The 20452-nt window shown below is 49.2% G+C and carries 22 protein-coding genes; 8 read left to right on the forward strand and 14 right to left on the reverse strand.

The genetic code is table 11. The features are described 5' to 3' along the window. The first annotated feature begins 98 nt into the window (after positions 1 to 98). From flgK to csrA, 4 genes are all read left to right on the forward strand, one after another. Positions 99 to 2003 carry a flagellar hook-associated protein FlgK gene (gene flgK, locus HMPREF9194_RS02550; protein ID WP_016524805.1) on the forward strand — a complete coding sequence of 635 codons (1905 nt, stop codon included), beginning with the start codon at positions 99 to 101 and terminating at the stop codon, positions 2001 to 2003. 214 nt (positions 2004 to 2217) lie between these two features. After that, on the forward strand, positions 2218 to 3465 hold the full coding sequence (locus HMPREF9194_RS02555) for a flagellar hook-associated protein 3 (protein WP_211209551.1): 1248 nt from the start codon (positions 2218 to 2220) through the stop codon (positions 3463 to 3465). An 8-nt stretch (positions 3466 to 3473) separates the two neighbouring features. Next, positions 3474 to 3926: a flagellar assembly protein FliW gene (fliW, locus tag HMPREF9194_RS02560; RefSeq protein ID WP_016524807.1), complete on the forward strand. Its 453-nt coding sequence runs from the start codon at positions 3474 to 3476 to the stop codon at positions 3924 to 3926. Beyond that, positions 3920 to 4156: a carbon storage regulator CsrA gene (csrA, locus tag HMPREF9194_RS02565; protein ID WP_016524808.1), complete on the forward strand. Its 237-nt coding sequence runs from the start codon at positions 3920 to 3922 to the stop codon at positions 4154 to 4156. The genes fliW and csrA overlap by 7 nt, the downstream gene beginning before the upstream one ends. Here the strand turns inward: csrA and tsaB are convergent. The 9 genes from tsaB to HMPREF9194_RS02610 form a co-directional block, all read right to left on the reverse strand. Further along, positions 4124 to 4849: a tRNA (adenosine(37)-N6)-threonylcarbamoyltransferase complex dimerization subunit type 1 TsaB gene (tsaB, locus tag HMPREF9194_RS02570; protein ID WP_016524809.1), complete on the reverse strand. Its 726-nt coding sequence runs from the start codon at positions 4847 to 4849 to the stop codon at positions 4124 to 4126. The two genes, csrA and tsaB, sit on opposite strands and share 33 nt — an antisense overlap. After that, positions 4846 to 5280, reverse strand: coding sequence for a tRNA (adenosine(37)-N6)-threonylcarbamoyltransferase complex ATPase subunit type 1 TsaE (gene tsaE / locus HMPREF9194_RS02575; RefSeq protein ID WP_040846137.1), 435 nt, complete (start codon positions 5278 to 5280; stop codon positions 4846 to 4848). Before tsaE ends, tsaB begins: the two co-directional genes overlap by 4 nt. Then, the gene (locus tag HMPREF9194_RS02580) at positions 5274 to 5537 is read right to left on the reverse strand and encodes a hypothetical protein (RefSeq protein WP_016524811.1); all 264 of its coding nucleotides are present in this window, start codon (positions 5535 to 5537) and stop codon (positions 5274 to 5276) included. Before HMPREF9194_RS02580 ends, tsaE begins: the two co-directional genes overlap by 7 nt. 32 nt (positions 5538 to 5569) lie before the next feature. Continuing rightward, the gene (locus HMPREF9194_RS02585) at positions 5570 to 6670 is read right to left on the reverse strand and encodes a PilZ domain-containing protein (RefSeq protein ID WP_016524812.1); all 1101 of its coding nucleotides are present in this window, start codon (positions 6668 to 6670) and stop codon (positions 5570 to 5572) included. Further along, entirely contained in the window at positions 6664 to 7269 is a 606-nt protein-coding gene (locus HMPREF9194_RS02590) for a hypothetical protein (RefSeq protein ID WP_016524813.1), read from the reverse strand. The genes HMPREF9194_RS02585 and HMPREF9194_RS02590 overlap by 7 nt, the downstream gene beginning before the upstream one ends. Before the next feature lie 21 nt (positions 7270 to 7290). After that, a complete protein-coding gene (fliD, locus tag HMPREF9194_RS02595; protein WP_016524814.1) occupies positions 7291 to 9312 on the reverse strand; it encodes a flagellar filament capping protein FliD in 2022 nt (673 codons plus the stop codon). Positions 9313 to 9333: 21 nt separating this feature from the next. Then, positions 9334 to 9669, reverse strand: coding sequence for a flagellar protein FlaG (locus HMPREF9194_RS02600; RefSeq protein WP_016524815.1), 336 nt, complete (start codon positions 9667 to 9669; stop codon positions 9334 to 9336). Positions 9670 to 9821: 152 nt separating this feature from the next. Then, on the reverse strand, positions 9822 to 10679 hold the full coding sequence (locus HMPREF9194_RS02605) for a flagellin N-terminal helical domain-containing protein (RefSeq protein ID WP_016524816.1): 858 nt from the start codon (positions 10677 to 10679) through the stop codon (positions 9822 to 9824). A 390-nt stretch (positions 10680 to 11069) separates the two neighbouring features. Continuing rightward, positions 11070 to 11930, reverse strand: coding sequence for a flagellin N-terminal helical domain-containing protein (locus tag HMPREF9194_RS02610; RefSeq protein ID WP_016524817.1), 861 nt, complete (start codon positions 11928 to 11930; stop codon positions 11070 to 11072). Positions 11931 to 12194: 264 nt separating this feature from the next. Here HMPREF9194_RS02610 and HMPREF9194_RS02615 point away from each other — a divergent pair, with 264 nt between their 5' ends. Continuing rightward, positions 12195 to 12950 carry a class I SAM-dependent methyltransferase gene (locus HMPREF9194_RS02615; protein WP_016524818.1) on the forward strand — a complete coding sequence of 252 codons (756 nt, stop codon included), beginning with the start codon at positions 12195 to 12197 and terminating at the stop codon, positions 12948 to 12950. Here HMPREF9194_RS02615 and HMPREF9194_RS02620 read toward each other — a convergent pair. Then, on the reverse strand, positions 12908 to 13573 hold the full coding sequence (locus HMPREF9194_RS02620; protein ID WP_016524819.1) for a non-canonical purine NTP pyrophosphatase: 666 nt from the start codon (positions 13571 to 13573) through the stop codon (positions 12908 to 12910). The two genes, HMPREF9194_RS02615 and HMPREF9194_RS02620, sit on opposite strands and share 43 nt — an antisense overlap. Next, complete coding sequence (locus tag HMPREF9194_RS02625; RefSeq protein ID WP_016524820.1) at positions 13570 to 14445, reverse strand: NAD(P)-dependent oxidoreductase; 876 nt, start codon at positions 14443 to 14445, stop codon at positions 13570 to 13572. The genes HMPREF9194_RS02620 and HMPREF9194_RS02625 overlap by 4 nt, the downstream gene beginning before the upstream one ends. A 125-nt stretch (positions 14446 to 14570) precedes the next feature. Here HMPREF9194_RS02625 and HMPREF9194_RS02630 point away from each other — a divergent pair, with 125 nt between their 5' ends. The 3 genes from HMPREF9194_RS02630 to HMPREF9194_RS02640 all read left to right on the forward strand — a co-directional run bounded on the left by HMPREF9194_RS02630 (position 14571) and on the right by HMPREF9194_RS02640 (position 17219). Continuing rightward, positions 14571 to 14969, forward strand: a complete 399-nt coding sequence (locus HMPREF9194_RS02630) for a hypothetical protein (protein WP_016524821.1) — start codon at positions 14571 to 14573, stop codon at positions 14967 to 14969. Between the two features lie 107 nt (positions 14970 to 15076). Further along, on the forward strand, positions 15077 to 16063 hold the full coding sequence (locus tag HMPREF9194_RS02635; protein ID WP_016524822.1) for a DHH family phosphoesterase: 987 nt from the start codon (positions 15077 to 15079) through the stop codon (positions 16061 to 16063). Between the two features lie 262 nt (positions 16064 to 16325). After that, positions 16326 to 17219, forward strand: coding sequence for an RNA polymerase sigma factor (locus HMPREF9194_RS02640; protein WP_016524823.1), 894 nt, complete (start codon positions 16326 to 16328; stop codon positions 17217 to 17219). Positions 17220 to 17325: 106 nt separating this feature from the next. On the opposite strand, the gene HMPREF9194_RS02645 is transcribed toward HMPREF9194_RS02640, so the two are convergent. From HMPREF9194_RS02645 to HMPREF9194_RS02655, 3 genes are read right to left on the reverse strand one after another with little or no spacing between them, the layout of a single operon-like run. Further along, a complete protein-coding gene (locus tag HMPREF9194_RS02645; protein ID WP_016524824.1) occupies positions 17326 to 18780 on the reverse strand; it encodes an ATP-binding cassette domain-containing protein in 1455 nt (484 codons plus the stop codon). After that, positions 18777 to 19583 carry a hypothetical protein gene (locus tag HMPREF9194_RS02650; RefSeq protein ID WP_016524825.1) on the reverse strand — a complete coding sequence of 269 codons (807 nt, stop codon included), beginning with the start codon at positions 19581 to 19583 and terminating at the stop codon, positions 18777 to 18779. Before HMPREF9194_RS02650 ends, HMPREF9194_RS02645 begins: the two co-directional genes overlap by 4 nt. Then, complete coding sequence (locus HMPREF9194_RS02655; RefSeq protein WP_016524826.1) at positions 19567 to 20451, reverse strand: ABC transporter permease subunit; 885 nt, start codon at positions 20449 to 20451, stop codon at positions 19567 to 19569. The genes HMPREF9194_RS02650 and HMPREF9194_RS02655 overlap by 17 nt, the downstream gene beginning before the upstream one ends. Between the last annotated feature and the right edge of the window lies 1 nt (position 20452).

The raw sequence follows: 20452 nt of genomic DNA on the forward strand, positions 1-20452 counted from the left end.
TTTATTTACTGCGCTTTCTCAACTGACGTTTGCGAAAGCGCTGAAAAAAGTTTTATCGGAAACTGATGTTTCCTCTAAAACTTTTTATAGGAGTTGGTATGGCATCGACTTTTTTCGGTATCGAAATGGGAAAGCGCAGTCTTATGGCGCACAATCAATCCATTATGACTGCCGGTCACAATATTTCAAATGCGGACAACGAAGGCTATTCGCGCCAGCGGGTTAATTTGCGTGCCTTCGATCCTTTGTACCGCCCCGATTTGGAGCGCGAAGAACGTCCGGGACAAGTCGGGCAGGGTATTGATATCCTCAGCATTACGCGCATACGCGACGAATTGCTCGACATCCGCATTACCGCCCAGGCGAACCGGGAAGCCTATTGGGAAACCCGCGACAAATACTACACCATGCTCGAAGGCTTGTACAACGAACCTGACGACGTGTCGATCCGCACGACGATGGATAAATTTTGGGAATCGTGGCAGGAATTATCGGTGTATCCGGAATCGCAGGCTGCGCGGCAAGCGGTTGTGAGCCGGGGTGAAAGTTTGATAAATTCGGTAAAGCAGCGCTTTATCGGCTTGCAGGGCGTCGGCACGATTTTGAACGGCGACATTGAGGCGACCGTCAAACAGGTAAACGATTACGCGTTTCAAATTGCCGAAATCAATAAAGAAATTATCCGTTCCGAAGCTATGGGCGACAACCCGAACGATTTATACGACCGGCGCGATTTGATGGTCGAAAAATTATCCAAACTTATAAACATAACGACCGACCGGCGCGACCCGGACGAATTTATGGTTCACATCGACGGGCACATTCTTGTGCAGGGCGGAAAAGCGCGCGGCTACGAAGTGGTGCCGCTGACCGACAGCAACGGTTATACGAAAGTCGTATGGGCCGACACGCAAAACGATGCGTATTTTGCCGGCGGCAGTTTGGGCGCCCTTATTGAATTGCGCGACGTCGATATCCGCAACGAGCTGCAAAACCTGAATACGGTTGCGCTCAATTTCGCCGACCTCGTAAACGACATTCACCGCAATTCGCTCGGCGCAAACAACGTTACCGGCCTCGACTTTTTCGTCGAAGAACCCTTTGTCGCGAACGCGCTCGGAAATTACGACCGCAACGGCGACGGCCTTGAAGATTCCACATACATATTCCGCGTAAGCGGTTCGAACGAACTTCATGCGCAAGATCAAACGGGGCTTGCAGGTATTATGACCTTTTCGGGCAAAAGCGGCTTTGTCGAAGTTCCCTATTATGCGACCGATACGGTCGAAACGATTGTGAACCGCATAAACGATTCTGACGGCGAAGTAAAAGCGTATCTTGACCGCAACAACCGCCTCGTACTCAAAGCCACGACGGCATCTTCGCCCGACAACCCCGATTTTGTGCTTCGCCATATAGAAGATTCGGGCTTTTTTTTAACCGGTTACGCCGGCATTTTAGCCGGGAGCGGGCCGGAAAACGCATACGATTTTAATCAGGCAAATGCCGTGCAGTTTTTTGCGGCGGCCGTCCGCGAAGGCGGCGAGAATGAGGCGACGGCGCAGTATGCCGTTGCACCCGTTTTGAATCCTGCCGGTTATATGGGTATCAACAAAGCGATTCAAACCGACATTCTTTCGGTTGCGGCCGGTAAAGCGGGGCACAACGGTGTCGTTGAAGCCGGCGACGGCTCGGCGGCTTTGGAAATCGCTGCGCTGCGCAACACCTTTGTCATGATCGGCCGTTCGCGTACCTTCGACGATTATTTTGCCGAAAGCGTTACGAATGTCGGCTTAAAGGGCGAACAGGCGCAAACCAATTTGCTCAGCCAAAATGCGATTATGGCCGATTTGCGCGATTTGCGCGATTCGATTTCCGGCGTCAACATCGACGAAGAATTGGCCGACATTATTAAATTCCAGCACGGCTATAATGCGGCTGCAAAATTCGTCAGCGTTGTGGACGAACTTTTGGATACGGTGATAAACCGTTTAGGTGTATAGGAATTGTGATAAAAAGCGCCGTCATAAACAGATGTACTTCCGTGTACATCTGTTTATAGCGAATTTTGGTGAAACCAAAATATCGCTTCTGTATGATTTAACCGCCGTCCTTGGCGGCGATATTTACTGCGCTTTCTCAACTGACGTTTGCGAAAGCGCGGCTAAAAACTTTTTCGCAAGTTGATACTTGCTGCAAAAGTTTTTATAGGAGTAGATGATGAGAAGAGTAAGTACGGCTTTAGCGAACAATGACGTTCAATATAATTTGCGCATTCAGGAATCGAAGGCGAATAAAATGAACAACCAAATGGGCAGTCAGCGCCGCATTCAGGAACTGCGCGACGACCCTTTGGCGGCAGGCCACCTCGTCCGCTATCAATCCTATCTTGAGCGCGTCAAACGCTTCGAACAAAACGCAAAAACGCTTACCGACCAATATTCCGTTTCGGAAGGCTATATACGGCATTCGCTCGAAGTTATGCACCGCGTGCGCGAACTTGCCGTTACCGGCGCAAACGGCGTGTACACAAAAGACGATCTTAAAAATATGGCGTCCGAAGTTGACGAACTTTTAAAAGAATTGGTAACATCGGCAAACGCCGTCGGTCCCGACGGGAACACGCTCTTTGCCGGTACGCGCACAAAAAATACCGCCTTTGAAATCGAATTCGGGCCGGTGCCCGGTTCCGGCGATGCGCTCATTACGCAGGTACGCTACAACGGTTCGGTTCAGCACAACGATATTGAAGTCGACGAGCGCGCGTATATGAATTTGAACCGCACGGGCAACAGCATTTTTTGGGCGGAACGGCAAACGCTTTTTGCCGAACGGGATGCGACTTCTTATCAACTGAGTGCCGACAGCGTTATCAACATCGACGGCACGGATATAAAACTGAAAGCCGGCGACAATGTGTATTCGATTATTTCAAAAATAAACAATGCGGGCGTCGCCGTAAAAGCGCAGCTTGATCCGGTAACCAACGGTTTGAACCTGCATACGACCGATTCGCGCCAATTGTGGCTTCAGGATAAAAAAGGCAGCACGCTGTTCGATTTAGGTCTGATACGGGACGCAAGTCAAAGACCGCCGTACAATTTGAGCCCCGCCGCGCAGATAACCGGCGGTTCTTTGTTCGATACCGTTATTGCGTTCCGCGATGCGCTTTTGCGCGGCGATCAGGAATCGATAGGCGGAAAAGTGCTCGGCGGTTTGGACAGCGGCGTGGGAAACTTAACCCGGCGCATAGCGGAAACCGGCGCTCAATACGAACGGGCGCAAGTTGCCGTTTCGCGCTCTCAAACGAATAATTTGAATACCAATGCGATGATTGCGCGCGAAGGCGATTTGGACATTACAAAGGGAATTACCGACATGAAAATGCTCGATTACGTAAAGCAGGCGACGCTGAGCACTGCCGGCAAATTGTACAACAGCACTCTGCTCAATTATATAAAATAGGATAATCTATGGACAGCGAAGTCAATACGAACGAAATCCTTTCCGACGGAAATAAAAGCGTTTTGCATTTTCCGCGCGGTTTGTACGGTTTTGAAAACCACACCGATTTTATTCTCTCCGAATCGGAATACAAACCTTTTATGTGGCTGCAATCGGCAAGCGAAAAGTCCCTGTCGTTTTTAACGGTGGATCCTTTTTTATTTTTTCCCGATTACGAACTCGATGTGGACGACGAAAGCATAAAGGATATCGGCGTAAAAGACGCTTCGGACGTATTGGTTATTTCGATTGTAACCTTGTCGTCAAAAGACAATTATACGCATATTACGGCAAATTTGCAGGGACCGCTTATAATCAATAAAAACAATAAAAAAGGAATGCAAATCGTTTTGCCGGATCCGCGGTGGTCTACCAAGCACGATTTACTGCAAAAAAACGATTCGCGGAGCCGCACATGCTGATACTGTCGCGGAAAATAAACGAAAAAATAAAAATCGGCAACGACATTACACTGACGATTATTGAAGTACGCGGCGATCAGGTAAAGATCGGCGTCGAAGCGCCCAAGCACGTAAAAGTTTTTCGGGAAGAAGTGTTCCAAGCCATACAGGAAGAAAACAAAGCCGCGGCCGCAAGCGCACTTTCCGCTCACGACGATTTAAGCGTTTTGTCCGGTCTTTTGGGCAAGTGACAGTTCCGCTTCGCTTTTGCGGATGTACACGGGGCCGTCGTAGTCTTCAAGCGGTTTTTCTTTTGCGCGGAATTTTTTTCCGGCAAGTTCAAGCAGCGTAAGCGCGGTAAAACCGCCCGAATTTGCGCCGGCTATGCCGCTTTCGTCCGTTATCGGAGAAAACGTACACACGCTTTGCTGCGGCCGCGCCGAGCGGACAAGGTCTGCAAAACAATCGGCGTCGTTTCCGGCTATAAGCAGTTTTTCTTCCGGGTCTACCGAATCAAGAATCGCTGCAACATCGGCGTCGAAGGGGCCGGCGTTCAAAACGCCTTGGCGGTATACCGCCGCGTAAAAGCTTTGCTTTTTCGCATCGACGGCGGGTATAAGGGCTCCCGGCCATTGGCGGTACGGGTATGCGATTACTTCCAATGTGGGTACGGCGTAAACCGGAATGCCGTGCGCAAGGCTGAGCGCTTTTAAAGCGGAAAAGGCAAGCCTCAGCCCGGTGAAGGTTCCCGGACCCGAGCACAATGCCGTAAAATCCAATTCGTCGCCGTGTAAACCGCATTGGCTTAAAACGCATTGTATACCTTCCAAAATCTTTTCGGACTGGTGCATGCCTATATCGAGCGTTAAAAGAGCGGTTTTATCGGCGCAGCATGCGGCAAAACTTATCGCGGGAACGCTGCTGTCCACGGCAAGAGCTTTCATATGTACAAATCTCCGTACGGCCAGTTTTCAACGGTAACGGTACGCTTTTCGCCTTCGGCCGCAAGTTTTATGATGATCGTTTTTTTCGGCAGTTCGCTCATAACTTTTTCGCTCCATTCTATAACGCATACGCCGTCGCCGTACAGCATTTCTTCCGGCCCCAAATCGGAAAAATCTTCGCCGCCTTCGAGGCGGTACACGTCCATGTGATACAGTGGAACTTTACCCTCGTAGACGCTGATAAGCGTAAAAGTCGGGCTTGTAATTTCTTCGGTTATGCCGAGCGAACGGGCGATGCCCTTGGTGATGGTCGTTTTGCCGGCGGCCAGCGTTCCCTGCAGGGCGATAACGTCGCCCTTGTGCAAAAACGAGCCGATTTTTTCGCCCAAACCGATTGTCTGTTCGGTCGAGTTTGTATATAAGGTTAACAGGGTAGTAATCCTTCTTTATCCATTTTGAGTATCTTTTCTTTTATCGCCCGCGTTATCGGCAAAAGAGGGTAGTCTATACTTCCCTCCAATTTTAAATCGACGGCCTTTGTGCCGCTCGCGTGCGTTTCGATCGTAAAATCTATGGGAAGTTCTTTTGTCGTGTTTAAAAAAGCGATGACTGCCGCCGCTTTGTAGGAGATGCGGTAATAGATATAGCCCGATTCGTGGTGCAAAATTTTTATTTCCAACACTTCCATACGGTTCTCCGATCGATAAAAATCCGGCGTAGTTATTTACTGTCGTCGTAGTTATATACCGACGCGAAGATTATATTCCGCGCCTTTTTTGCCATTCGGACAAAACGCATGTGTAAAACGGTCGTTTTCCCGTCGACATCTTTTTTCGATTTTACCACAACACCTATTATGCTGTCTATCCGTTTGCCGGCAATGTCCGTGCTTATTTGAATGTAACGTCCTTCGCGAATCGGTATCGCCGTGCGCAGTTTGCAGCCGCCTGCCGAAATATCGCTGATTATGCCCGGGTACGAATTTTCCGAAACCGTATACCGCTTTGTACCGCCGTCTTCAATCTCTTTTGCCGCGCAAAATGAACAGCGCAGCGTTACCGGCACCCGCTTAAACCGGCGCTGAAGCATCGGTTTAATATTTTTCGTGTGCGTAACAACCATTTCTTCAAAGTCTTTTCGCTGTTGGTAGCGCACAATGCGCGGAAAAATTCGGTACGCGATGCCGTTTTTCAGTTGAATCGTAAGCGAGATTTTGGATAAGGGATGCGGTTTTACCTTGCTGCCGTCTTTTTTTTGCGGTATCGAAATGATCATTTCGGCGTCGGTGTTTTCGATAATTACGACATGATAGTTTCCGCCGCTTTCATCGGTGTATGTTGCCGGAAGACCTGCGGGAAAAGCCGTGCTATTCGTAACCATCGTTAAATTGCGTTTGCCGTTTTCTATTTTGTGGATTATGATAAAAAGCCGCAGTTTTTTTTCTTCGGTGTGAGCCTCTTCCGCGGAATTTTCCTGCGCGCAGATATTTTTGTACAACGTTTTTAAAGGACCGGCGATACACTGTTCCGTTTCGGCAAGCAGCGGAAGATCCTTTATTTTATAGGTTTTGCACAGATCGATTAAAAACGCGATTTCTTCTCCGGTTAAACCGAGCTTTTTGCCGTTGTTTTTTAAAAGTCCGACGTCGAGCACTCTGCCCGGTTTTTTTCGTGCCGTCTCTTTGTAAAAAGAAACGAGTGCCGCCAGTGCGTAGCGCAAAACGATGAGCAGGGCAAGAAGAGCCAGCACGAGCAGGGCAATGGGAATCAGTTTGGTGTTTTGCCGCATCGCTATGGCGCTGCCCGCCTGCAAAATCAGCATATCGGTCCCTTAATATTTTTTACGGCTTCGGCAAATGCGCGCAGCCGCGGCGCGATTTCGTATTCGGCCAAATCGCCCGTAAGAACCGTATCGCCGTCGGCAAGCGATTTTTCAAAATCGGATAGAACCGGAGAAAAGTCTTTAAGAAAATCGGCCGGATTTTTTCCGTCTACGGCAAAGTCCGCAAAGCGCTGCGGAAAAAGCGCGCACAGGCTGATTATGCGGCACAAAACATCGAAGAGATCGGCAAAACCGGTTAATACCGAAGCCGCCTTTGCGTCCTTGCCGCTTTGAAGCAAAAGCGGGATTTGCTCCAAATCGCCGCTTAAAGTTTCGGCCTTTTGCGCCGTATCGCGCAAAGACCGGATAATGTCGTTTTGAGCGACCGTTTCGATTTTTAGTTCGGCCGTACCGTCGATGGTCTGCGCAAAAACGGCGTCCATATCTTCGGCTTTTATATTTTTTCCGTCCACGCTTAAGGACACGACGGTCGCATCATTTTTTTCGCATTCGATTTCGAACGCTTTTAAAACGTCGCCGAGCGTTTTTTCGTCTTCCAAAGTAAAATCGGCTTTTACCGAATTGATGTACAAATTCATGTTTTATCCTTTATCGCGTTATTATCGGCCGCTTCTTTGATTATCGGAAAAATTCGTTATCGAGTCTGATTGTTTTTCCAAACTGTTCAGCGAGGCTTCCATTTGCCCGTATTTTGTTTTAAGATCCTGTTCTTTTCTTTTTAATTTGCTTTCAAGCGTTTCGATGTTTTTTTGCGAAGAACTTATGCGCGTATTCAGCGTCGACGTTTTTGAAGCGATAATGCCGCCGATTTGCGTAAACGATTGCAAATTTTTATCGATTGCGAACGCAATGCCCGAATCGATGACCAAGTCGCCGTCGCTGTCGTACCCGAACAGATTTTTTATGTCCTGCATATTGCTTTGCAGCGCGGCATCCAGTTTTTTTTCGTCTATTTCCAAATAACCGCGCAGTCTGCTTGCACTGACGCCCGTGAAACCGCTCGTAGACGCGCTCGTCGAAATACCGATTTGCGACAGCATCGTAATTTGCGCATCGTCCGCCGTCGGGTAGCGGCCGGACGTTATCGTTTGCAGGGCTCTTTTTCCGTTCGCCAAAGAAAACTCGGTTTGAAACATGCCCAGCCGCTTTTCGGCCGCCTTTGCTTCGTCTTCCGTAAAATATTCGAGTTCGGTAATTATCTCCGGCTTTGTCTGCGTCAAAATATTCAATTCGGCCATAAGGCGGTTGTATTTTCCGACAAAGGTTATAAGCGCTTCCTTTGCCGCTTTTTTATCGGGTTCTATCGAGATGGTCGCCGGCTTTTCGGTTTTTGCCTGAATGTTCAGCGTAACGTTCGGAACGACATCGTCTATCGTATTCGACGGCCGCGTAATCGTTATGCCCTGATACTTTATCTTCGCATCGGCTGCCGTTTCGGCCGGGTTCAAAGGAATATATCCGGAAGAAGCCGCCATATCGATTGTTTCGGGTTTCGTCATAACGATTTTTTTATGCGTATTGTTGTTTTTTATAACGAGGGCGCTCATACCCGGATAATCGGATGCGGCGATTGAATAAGAAGTATTTTCGCCGTTCGGTTTTAAAGGGCCGAGCGGAATTTCCGTTCCGTCCGCCGTTTTTACGAACACGGCCGCATAATCTTCAACCGGTTCGGCCGGTACCTTTTCGGTCTCCTCAGAAAGCGGCAGTTTGGTGTCGAATTCTTCGTTCGAAAGCGTAACGTCTTTAAAACTGACCGTTCCGGCGGAAGGCAGTTCCGGCTTGTCGGGAAGAACCTCTTCTGCGGGAATATCGATCGCCCGCACGTTGAAGCGTATCGTTTTCGTTTTTTCGGCCGCGATTTTTTGCGGGATGGGACTTTCAAAGCCCGAACGGGGAGGGACGGTCAAAGCGTCTTGAGAAAACTCGACCGTTTTCGAGTTCAAATTATCGGCGTTCCGTATCGTGTCGCGTTTTATCGTAAACGAATCCTGTGCGGCCGCGGGAGCCTTTCCTATCATGCCCGTTTGCAGGGCAAAATCCCGTGCGGCTCCGGAAAAGGTCAGTCTGTTTTCGCTTCCCGTTATTAAAGATTCTATAAGCAGGGCCTGCTTGTCTTTACTGATTCCGATTATCGACGCTTTTATCGTATTTGCCGAACGCCTGTTCAGCGCCGCGACAAAATCCGACAGTTTGCCGCCCTTCCAGTTAAAAGAAACTTTTTTATCGTTTACGGCGTATTCGTAATTTCCGGCGGGAACCTGCATTTTGGCGTCGAGTTCCGCCGACAAAAAGCGGTCGGCTGTGGCGGTTTGTAAAACTTCCACTTTAAACGATTCCAAAGCCGCATCTCGTTTGGGCGTCGCACTTACCGCGTATTCGTCGGTAGAGGAGGCTAATTTGGAACTGAAAGGATTATCGAATGAATAAAGCGAACGCACGCTTTCGCGCAGCGTAGTCATCTGCGTATTTACGTTCCGCCACGTTTCCTGCTGCGTCTTATAGGTTTCAAGCTGTTTTTGTTCCCTTGTCAAAGGAACCCGCTCGGCTTCCATAAGGTTTTTTATGAGATCGTTTGTTTTGTATTTATCGGTTACCCCGGGTATGCTTATATCGGCCATGAACTGTGAAGTCGTCCGCCGTCATCGCGTTTCGTCGATAAAACTGCCTATTGCATTCTTTACACGAATTTTCATTTCCTGTACTTCTGCGGACGGAATCTCCTTAATTATCCTGTTGGTAGACGGGTCCACAACGGTAACGACAACTTGATCCAACTGTTCATTCATATTATAACGAAGCTCTTTTGCCGAATAACTTTGAACGCTTTTCGTTTCCGTTTTTTTTGCGGACGTTTTGGTTCCTGTTCCCGTGTCGGTTACGGCAGCCTTTACGCTTCTTGCTGCGGTTGCATAATCATATGCTATGCGGCTTTCCGTAGCCGGATTATTCCCAATTCCACTTGTAGCTATACTCATGGCGTTTCCTCCTTGAAACGGCGCTTGCTGTAAGCGCTGGGCGCAATCTGATTTTAAAGAAAAGTACGAAAGAGGGGCGCACCTCTTTCGTACTTCTTAATCGCTCATTAAAAAGACGACATCCGGTTTTCTCTTTAATGAACTTGTGTACTTCAGCTCAATAAGGGCAATACGTTTTGTGCTTGCGTATTTGCCTGAGCCAGCATCGCCACGCTTGACTGCGTAAGTATCTGGTTTTTCGTGTAATCGACAATCTCGGACGCCATGTCGGTGTCGCGGATGATCGATTCGGCGGCCTGCAGGTTTTCCGAGGCAATACCGATACCTTTGGCGGCCATTTCGAAACGGTTTTGATACGCACCGAGATCAGCGCGCTGCTTGTTTACTGAAGTAAGGGCGGAATCCAGCGTTGCGATAGCCATGTTTGCCGATTCCGGACTTGCAATGGAAAGCTTTGCGAATGCATCGCCTTGCGTACCTACCAATCCCAATGACTGTGCGGTCATCGTACCGATGTACACACGTGCGTTCTGGTCTACGTTTGCTCCGATATGGAACTGCATAATCCGTCCTGAAACGGAATTGGCTGCAAAAGCGCCCGTCAGCATGTTCATGCCGTTAAACTGGGCGGAACTTGCAATGCGGTCCACTTCATCGATGAGCTGGGAAACTTCAACCTGAATCTGCATACGGTCTTCATCGCTGTAAATACCGTTTGCCGATTGGATTGAAAGTTCGCGGATACGGCCGAGAATATCGGTTGTTTCCTGCAGATAACCTTCGGTTGCCTGAATAAAGGAAACGCCGTTTTGGATATTCTTTTGAGCTTGGTTAAGACCGCGGATCTGCATGCGCATCTTTTCGGATACGGCAAGCCCCGAAGCATCGTCACCGGCTCTGTTTATCCGCTGACCGGAACTGAGTTTTTCGATGTTGCCCTGCACTTGATCGTTGTTGATGCCGAGCATGCGGTTCGCATACATCGAACTCATGTTGTGATTAATAATCATGTGTTACCCTCCATGTGATAAACCTTTAAAGCATCATGCTCTAAGGCCTGTTTTACGTTCCGGACGGAATGAAGATTTTGCGCCTTCTTCGTTCCGTTTTAGACCCGTACGACAGGAACCGTTACGGCTGTTTATACGGAAAATCCGTAATTTACAGCTGTAACCGCCTCTGCCGCTACGTAATCACCGGAGGGTGTTGTCAAAGATCTCGCGTTTTATGCGCCTGCATTACGCACACACATAAAACATGCCTCTAAAAAGCACCGGTATAAAAGCTTGGGGAATTTGTATGAAAAACAAGGAGGTAAAAAACCGCTCAAGCTGCGGGCACGGAAGCCTTTGTACTTATAGTAGCACACCTTCCGTGTTCCCGCAAGCCCTTATACTATACTATTGGAGCAATGTCAAGACGTTTTGCGTCGTAACATTGGCTTGGGCCAGCATCGCAGTACCGGCTTGTGCCAAAATCCGGTTCTTCGTGAAGTCAACCATCTGTTTCGCCATATCGGTATCGCGGATGGTGGATTCGGCGGCCTGCGTGTTTTCCGCGGCGACGTCAAGTCCTTTAACTGTCATTTCGAGCCTGTTTTGGTATGCACCGAGGTCGGCACGCTGCTTGTTGATTTTCTTCAAGCCTTCGTCAATAGTACCGATAGCGCGGTTTGCGTCATCGGGAGCTGCAATGGACATGACTTTCTCGGAACCGATTTCGCGGACGCCTACGGCCATAGCGGTCATAGTACCGATGAAAACCTGCATGCGCTGGTCCATATTCGCACCGATGTGCAGCCACATGGATCCGGTAACGGTGTTTTCGCCGGTTGCGCGGGCAAAACGTCCTGTCAGCATGTTCATACCGTTGAACTGAGCATGGCTTGCAATGCGGTCGACTTCGGCTACAAGCTGAGAAACTTCAACTTGAATCTGCATGCGGTCTTCATCGCTGTAGATACCGTTGGACGACTGTACTGCAAGTTCGCGGATACGGTGCATGATGTCGGTGGTTTCCTGCAGATAGCCTTCGCTTACCTGTATGAAACTGATGCCGTTCTGCGCGTTGCGCGAAGCCTGGTTCAAACCGCGGATCTGTGAACGCATTTTTTCCGACACGGCCAAACCGGAAGCATCGTCGCCGGCACGGTTAATTTTCATACCGGAAGACAATTTTTCCATGTCTTTAGCCTGTGCCAGGTTCGTTACACCCAAGACACGGTTCGAGTACATTGCTGACATGTTGTGGTTGATAATCATGTGATTCCTCCATGGAAATTCGAAAGACGGCATCCTTGCCGTCTTTTTTTGTATAAGAATGCGAGACGTAATTTACAAGGCTACAGTCATGCTTCTTACACAGCTAAGAGTTTCCTAACTGTTTTACTTCGACGAAGGATACAGTTATGGCACTCTTATATCAAATATCGGCATAGGCAAAAAAGAACTTTAGCGTTTTTTTGAAAAAATAAACGCTCTTGCCGCGCTCGGTTTTTTAGTGCACAATGAGGCGGGAGGTTTGCCGTGGAGAAAGGTTATGCTGCGGAGAAAGGTTATGCGGCCGGACTTTTACGCTGCCCGTTTTGCGGCGGAACGCACTTATCCGAATGTGCGTGCGCCCCTAAAAAAAGAGCCGGCGGCTGTGAACGGCGTTTTTTCCGCTGTGCGGGAAGTTCCGGCTGCGGAGGCTTTTTCGTTTCGCGCGAGTGTTTTTTGTCCGTGCAAAAGCAAAAAGAGCGCTATCTTTTGCACGACAACAGCCTTGCAAACACCGGCTACCGTTCGTTTTTAAAAGACTTTGCCGATACCGCATTGAATCAAAGCCGCGCCCTGCTCGGCGCTCCGCCGGCGACAATCTTCGATTACGGCTGCGGAAACGGCGCTTTAATCGAACTTTTGCAGACGGATAAAGAAGATTTTCTTTTGCCGGCCGATACCGAAATACGCGGCTGGGATCCGCTTTTTGCGCCCGAGGCGGAATTTTTTGCCGGCGGCGCGGATCTTGTCTTGTGTCTTGAAGTTGCCGAGCATTTTGAAAACCCCGCCGAAGGCTTTGCCGGGCTTTCGCGCGCGTGCAAAAGGGGAGGCATTCTTGCCGTCCGTACGCTTTTTGCGCCCGAAACGGAACGGGAATTTAAGAGTTGGTGGTATAAAGAAGATCCGACTCACGTGAGCTTTTATACGCAAAAAGCGCTTACGCTTTGCGCAAAGGCCGCGGGGTTCGAACCGTGCGGGATTTACAATAATTGCAGTATTTTCCGCGCCGCCTTTCCGCGGTGAGAAACGGCATTCTTTTCTTCGTCGGATAATTCGGCAACGGTTTTTCCGTATTCGCGCAAAAAGACGATCGGATCGTACCCGAAGCCGCCTTTTCCCCGCTCCTCGGAAATATCTTCTATAAGAGTGCCTTCCATCGTCTCCTGAACGCAGTAAAAACGGTCTTTGCCGAAGTAAAGCACCATTGCGCATACGTAGCGGCAGCTTCGCGTACCGCCGGCATTTTGCGTGCCGCCTTTTTCTTCCGACGCGCCGGAAAGCGAGGCGCTTTGTTCGGCTTTTTTTACCTCGTCGAGCAGCAGTTTGTTTTTTTGTTCCTGCGGGAGTCCTATGCCGTCGGGTTTTCCCTGCGGAAATTCGCTTCCGGCATAGCGCGCCGAATATATGCCCGGTCTGCCGCCGAGTATGTCGACGCAAATACCCGAATCGTCGGCAAGGACGGGTTCATGCACGATGTCCCACAAGGCGCGCGCTTTTATCAAACTGTTTTCAAAAAAAGTTTTTCCCGTTTCTTCGGGGTTAAAGGCGATCCCCTTGTCTGCGGGAATAAGAATCGTGTGAGGGCGGCAAATCTCCTGCATTTCATGCTTTTTATGCAGGTTGCCGCTTGCAAGATAGAGCGTCATGATTTGTACCGCGCTATAATGCTTTGGGTACCCTTTTCGGCAAACCCGCGCTTTTCAAGCTCTTCGAATTCGGCAAGCACCGTATCGAGTACGGGCAGCTTTTTACCGCGCTCGGCCATAACGCTTTGTGCGATTTTCATATCTTTTATAAAGTGTTTGACAAAAAAGCCGGGCGCGTAATCGTTTTTCAGCATTTTCGGCGCATTGTTGTCCATCTGCCAGCTCGAAGCGGCACCCTTGGAAATCGCGCCTAAAACGACGTCCGTCTGCAAGCCGTTTTCCAGCGCATAGGCTACCGCTTCGGCACAGCCGGCCAAAGTTCCGGCGATCGCGATTTGATTGCACGCCTTGCAGTGCTGGCCGCTTCCGGCTCCTCCTATGCGCGTAATCGTTTTACCCATAATTTGAAAAAGCGGCAAAAGCGAGCGGTAATCCTCTTCGTCGGCGCCGGCCATAATCGAAAGCGTTCCGTTTTGAGCGCCCGTATCGCCGCCTGAAACCGGTGCATCGACGACGCGGAAGTTCTTTTCGGAAAACTCCGGCGTGTGCGCCGTATCGTAGAGGCGTTTTGCCAAAAGGGGAGAAGACGTCGTCATATCGACTAAAAAAGCGCCCTTTTCCGCGTGGTAAAAAATTCCTTCGGGGTTTAAATATACCTGTTCCACATCGGCCGGATAGCCTACGATCGTAAAAACCGCCTGCGCGCCCAGTACGCATGTTTTTATGCTTTGCGCGGTTTTGATTCCATAGCTGCGTAAAGCTTCGGCTTTTTGCGGATTGCGGTTATATACGCATACCGCGTGTCCCGCCTCAGCCAAACGGCGCGCCATGAAAGAACCCATGACGCCCGTTCCGATCCATGCAATATTCATATGTCCCTCGTTCCAATATCATATCATGAACAGTACAAAAACCGCAAGCAAGAAAATAGGCGAATTTTCCTTTAACACCCTTGTAAAAAAAGCCGATGCTTTGTATTATATTCACGGAGGATTTCATGAAAAAAGCAACTTTACTGGCTGTGTTTTTTACGGTATGCGCCGCCGTCCTTTTTGCGGCGGACGGGATCGACGATTCCGTTAAATACCGGAACCTAAAGGTGTATAAGGTGTACGATCACCCCGAAGCATATGTCGTTATGTATTATACCGACGGCATAGATTTGGGACAGGTAACGCTGCCGAAAGCATGGTTTAAGTCGGGAAACGGCAAGGGGATTTTAAATACTTTCAAGCGCGATTTTACCCCGTACATGACCTTGCAATATAAAGAAGGTACCTTTTCGAAGGTTGTTTTAAACATGCCCGCGGCGGCGAATACGTTGGTGTGGGAACAGTTGAATCAAACCGCCGATATCGGTGCCGCAAAACAAAAAGATACTTTAAAACTGGAATAATAAAAAAGTGCCGTGATCGGCACCGATTTTGAAAAAGTTTAGAACGGGGTGTTGCAAAGAGCGTCCGCGACGGCGTTCTTGCAGCCCCTTATACTCTTGGAACTGCAATGCTCAAACTTAGTGAACGCGAATTTAAAATATTCAGTGATTTTGTATGCGCCTATGATGATTTTGTCGTTATCGGTCATAAAGAACCCGACGGCGATTCTATTTCCAGCACGCTTGTGTTGGCGCATATCTTAAAAAAGATGGGAAAACATTGCCGATGCCTGTGCGCCGGACCGTTTAAACGTCCCGAAACGATAAAATACGAAAGCTTTTTTTTGACGGAATACAAGCCGCTGCGCAAATATAAAAAAACGGCCTTGTTTATCGTCGACTGTTCCGAATACTCCCGACTGGGCGACGTTATCGAAAAGCAAGTGTGCGCTTTGGATACCTTCGTTATCGACCATCACAAGACGTCGGTTGTCAAAAAAGGCCGCAGCATCATCGATCCGAGTTCTCCGGCGACGGTATGCCTTATCCAGCAGCTGTATGAACACTTTTTAGGCGATCCCAAAAAAGATATGGCCGAACTTTTATTTTTCGGCCTCAGTACCGATACGGGATTTTTCCGCTTTTTGGATAATAAAAGTGCCGAAGCGTTTTACTTCGCGGGCAGGCTTGTAAAAGCGGGCGTCGATCCGCGGCGCGCCTATGCCGATATGAACAACAATAAACCGTTTTTGACGCGCAAACTTTTGGCGCTTTCTTTGGACAGGGTGAGCGTACACTGCGGCGGTAAACTTTTGGCAACCTACGAGACGCTCGAAGATACGAAAAAATACGGGCGCGACGGCCGCGATACCGATATGTTGTATCAAATACTTATGGCAACCGAAAAGGTGTGTGCCGTTACCGTGTTCCGCGAGGAGCGCGATAAAAAATGTACGGTCGGGCTGCGTTCGAACGGCGATATCGATGTGAGCGCCATTGCGTCCCGATTCGGCGGCGGCGGCCATAAAAACGCTTCGGGGTTGAGTACCGAAGGCTCTTTAAAAACCGTCATGCAAAAAGTAATCGCGGAATTCGAAAAAACCTTTAACGGCTGACTGTCTTTGCGGTATTTTGCCGTTTTCCCTATAAATTCGCTTACAAAAAACGGCCTTGAGCATGCATTTTTCTTGCACGTTTAAGGCGATGCAATTCGTTAATTCATAAAAAGATGATAGATTTTCTCATATCTTCCCTTTCTTGGCACGCTATGTGCTGATAAGAGTTCGGGCGGGAGATACTTTATTTATTGCGCTTTCTCAACCGGTGTTTACGAAAGCGCTGCTAAAAACTTTGCAAAAGTTTTTATAGGAGGAGAGGATGGAAAACATTAATGAAATTTATGCCCGAATTTCCCGAAACGAAATCCCGCTGGACGATGGCGCACGCAAGATTGTCGCATGGATTTACAATAATCCCGCGCTGTTCGGTTTGTCGTATATAGACTCCGATTTTAAAAGCGATATAATCCTCAAACTTCTCGAACGGATGCCCAAATATATTGCGAACTATTCCGATTCGAAGTCGGTTTTTTCGACTTATCTAATTACCGTCATTTCGAATTTATTGAAAACGGGCTATCGGGAACGGTTTCGCCAAAGGGCGCACGAATCTTCAATCATGTATTATTTGAACGAAACGGGCGCTTTTTCGCCGGCTGTCCTTGCCGACAGCGGCACCGGTTGGGAAAGTTCCGGCACCTATGCCGCTTTCGGCGCGGAGAACGAATCGGAAGGCGGCTGCAAAAAACTTAAACCGAAGCATATACTTATTTTGGCGCTCAAAGCGTGCCGTTACTTGGACGAAAAGCAAATACGCCGCATCGCTCAACTGACCGGGCACAGCGAGTCGGACATCGCCGGATATAAATACCGCTTGGAAAAATCCATGCAAAAACGTTTGGAGCAATACGAAGAGCTCAAGCAGCGCTTAAACAGCAGCTACATGCTCAAAAACCGCTGTTTTTTGCAGCTCATGACTTTGCCGCCCGATTCCGCACTTTTTAAGCGGATTGCAAAAAACTATACGTTTTATACGCAAAGTTGGAAAAACCGACTCAGATTGTATGCTCAGGCGGGACGCTTACGCCCGACGAATGTCGAAATCGCGAAAGTACTCAATATGAAACTGTATCAAGTGTATCAGGCTTTGCGCTATATGCGGGAAGCCGCGAGGGGAGGCGAGCGAAAGGAAGCCGGCGGCGGCCCCTTATAATCGGCGAAGTTTTTGAACAGCTTCAAAAAAAAACGTCCCGCGGGAGGCGGGACGTTTTACAATAGCGATACGCGCTTCTCTTTTTATGCAAGCGCGCGCACGCCGTTTAATTTCCGGTAAACTGACCGACCAATTCGGGGAAGTCGAAACTCTTTTCTACAAAGTAGCGAAGGTCGAAATCTTCGTGCGTAACGATTACCAAAATCGTCGCATGTTCGGCAAGATATTCGGAAATCGCCTGCATTACTTTCAGGCGGGTTTCAAAGTCGATGTGCGCAAACGGTTCGTCGAGAAGCAGGATGTCGGGCTTGGCCGTAAGTGCGCGCGCTATATCCATGCGTTTCATTTCGCCGGATGACAGTTCGCGCGGGTGTTCGTCGAGGTTGGTGCTCGTAAGGCCGACCTTGGCAAGGTTTTTTTCCAGCTCTTCAACCGTACCGCCATGGCTCGCCGCAGAAATCTGCTTAAACGAATCGCGGATGCTCAAATCGGGAAAAAACGAAAAGCGCGAGTCCTGTTGTACAACCGTCATGCGGCGGCGGAACGGCTTAAACGCTTTCGGATCTCTTCCCGTTTCCCTCGGCTTTAAGGCTACCAAATCGGAGCCTTCCATAAGGATTTGCCCCTTGGTGCTGTCGAGCAGACGGAGAATCGCTTTAATGGTGGTGGACTTTCCGCAGCCGGAAGGGCCGGTAAGGCCGTACACGGTCGACCGCTCAAACTTGAGGTTGAGTCCCTTAAATGCGGCAAAGGTACGTTCGCCGAAAATACCGCGCTTAAAGTAGGTTTGAGACACGTTTTTCAGTTCGATCGCGGTTCCCGACGCGCCTTTTTTCGCTTCGGGTTTTTCGTAGCCTTCCATTTCGGGCAACCGATCCATTTGTTCGATTACGCTGTCTTTGAGCATAAACGCTTTATCGAGCGTGAGTCGCTTTATAAAGTCAAGATCGTGACTTACCATGAGGAAGGTTTTGTCTTTCGGTGCGAGTATTTCGTCGTTTAAAAACGTTACGAAATGTTTTCTGAGGTTGCGGTCAAGGTTGACGGTCGGCTCGTCCAACAGGACGAGGTTTCCTTTGCGCGACAGCAAGATCATAAGCGTGATGCGCTGCATTTCGCCGCCGGAAATTTCATCCGGATAGAGGCGGGCAAAAGCTTCAAAATCGAGCGAAAAATATTTTTTAAGCCGTTCTACGATAACCGCTCTTTGCCCCGGTGCAAGCAGCGCAAGGTTTTGATCGAGCGTTAAAGCGGGGTTCATCACCTGTGCGGTTTCCGCCGGAATGAACATAAGTCCCGAATGCGCGATTTGCGTCCACGCGTTAAAATTCAGCTTGTGGCCGTTGTACGCGTCGATGCCGTTTACCTTCATGCTTCCTTCGAACGTAAAAACCTTTGTTGAAAGAATGCCGGCAATGGACTTTAAAAATACCGATTTACCGGTACCGGTCGGCCCCATGATAACGGAGGAAGAATTCGGTTCAATCGAAAGGCTACAATTTTTAAGAAGTACGCGTTTACCGAGGTGAATTGAAAAATTATTAAGCGAAACGGGTGTCATTCATTGCCTCCTCTGTCTTCGTTCAATACAATCAGGAACGCAACGCTGATCGCTATAAGCATGATCGACGGGAGCCAAAACAAAATCGGATCCCCGCCTTCAAACAAAGCGTTGCGGTGTGCGGCAATTAAGGCGCCCGGACTCAAGTGAGCGGGGGTTCCGTAACTTCCGAAGCCGAGTTGAATAATAAAACCGAACGAACAGTCGAGTACGAGCGTTTTTAGCAAAATGCCCGCGGCGACACGGCGAAAAGTACTGCGCATCAAGTCGGTGCCCATAAGGATCGCGAGAATGCGCATTTTGGGAAATCCGTACGAACGGAACGACAAACTGTACTTTCTGTTGTACAAGTCGATAAGCGGAATCGCGATGCTTCGTACGGCTTCCGGCAGCGTGGTTACCGTCGCCGCAAGTACGAATACCGTAAGCGACATAATCGTCGACGCGGCACTGGTATGGCGGGCAAGGTAGCCGGATACCGGCGCATAGCAAAAAAGCGCTACGAGGATTGCCGGAATCGATTCCACCGCGTTGAGAATGTTTGCAAAGCCCCGGCCGACGCGCATATTCAATACGCTTATATAGCCGAGTATAAAACTTAACAGCATCGCAAACAGCAAGGTTGCCGTCAATGAAATCGAAAGTTCCCGGAATGATGAAAAAAACGAAGCGAAAAATCCGGATTCAACGATTCTTTCCGGCACGATTTTTGCAAAATATTCCGACGGGAGCCATGAAAGCGCCAAGGGTGATACCAAGAGGATCACGCAGACAATTTTAAGAATATTAAATAGCTTTTTCATACCACCTCGGATAAATCAGGAATAGAACGGTTTTTACCAAAAACGCGACAACCGCGTTTACGCACAAAAGAATAAACACGGAAGCTACAAGTAAGTCGGTGTTGGTTGCGAGCAGCGCGTCGAGCAGCGTGCTGCCCAGCCCCGGAAACGAGAATACGATTTCCGCGATGGTTACCCCGCCGATGATCGCCGGCACTTTACCCGCAAGATACGGGATAAAGCGGGGCAAACTCGAAGAAAAGAGGTAGCCGGAATAGGTATTCGGCATCGGGAAAAAGCGTCCCAAACCGTGGCCGAGCGTCGAGAATACAATCGCGTGTGTCGAATTGACTTGCCTGAGCATGTCGGTTTTAAGAAAGTTGGTCGCATCCCACGAAAGCCCGCCGAGCACGACGGTGATAAAGGCGATGATGATGAGCGGAGCATTGCTTCCGAAGATGTTGGCCAACACCCAAAAACCGATAAACAGCGGCACCGCCGCAAGGACCGATATGACCAAATTCATAAATTTGCCGAAGCGTTCGGCTCCGAAATATTCATGATGTTCGGCCATATACTGTCCGGTTACGGCGTATGCCGACCCGGCAAGCGCAATAACGGCCAAAATACACAGCGAAAACAGCGTCAACGGTAAGGTGACGGCCGCTCCCGATGCGATAATCTGACCGGAACTGAAGCCGGGGTGCGCAATGGAAAAATCTTCCGAGCCGGAAATAAGCAGCAAAAAGGAACGCGCCGCTTCGGCGTAGCTTTCAGCCGGCGCACCGATTGAAAGCAAATAAAACGCCGAAAGCAGTAAGGTTCCCGCCACGGCAAAGATAATGCCGTGGACGATGAATTCACGTACTAAAAAGCGCAGAAAACGCATA

Origin of the sequence: Treponema maltophilum ATCC 51939, from assembly GCF_000413055.1 — a bacterium.
GTDB lineage: Bacteria > Spirochaetota > Spirochaetia > Treponematales > Treponemataceae > Treponema_C > Treponema_C maltophilum.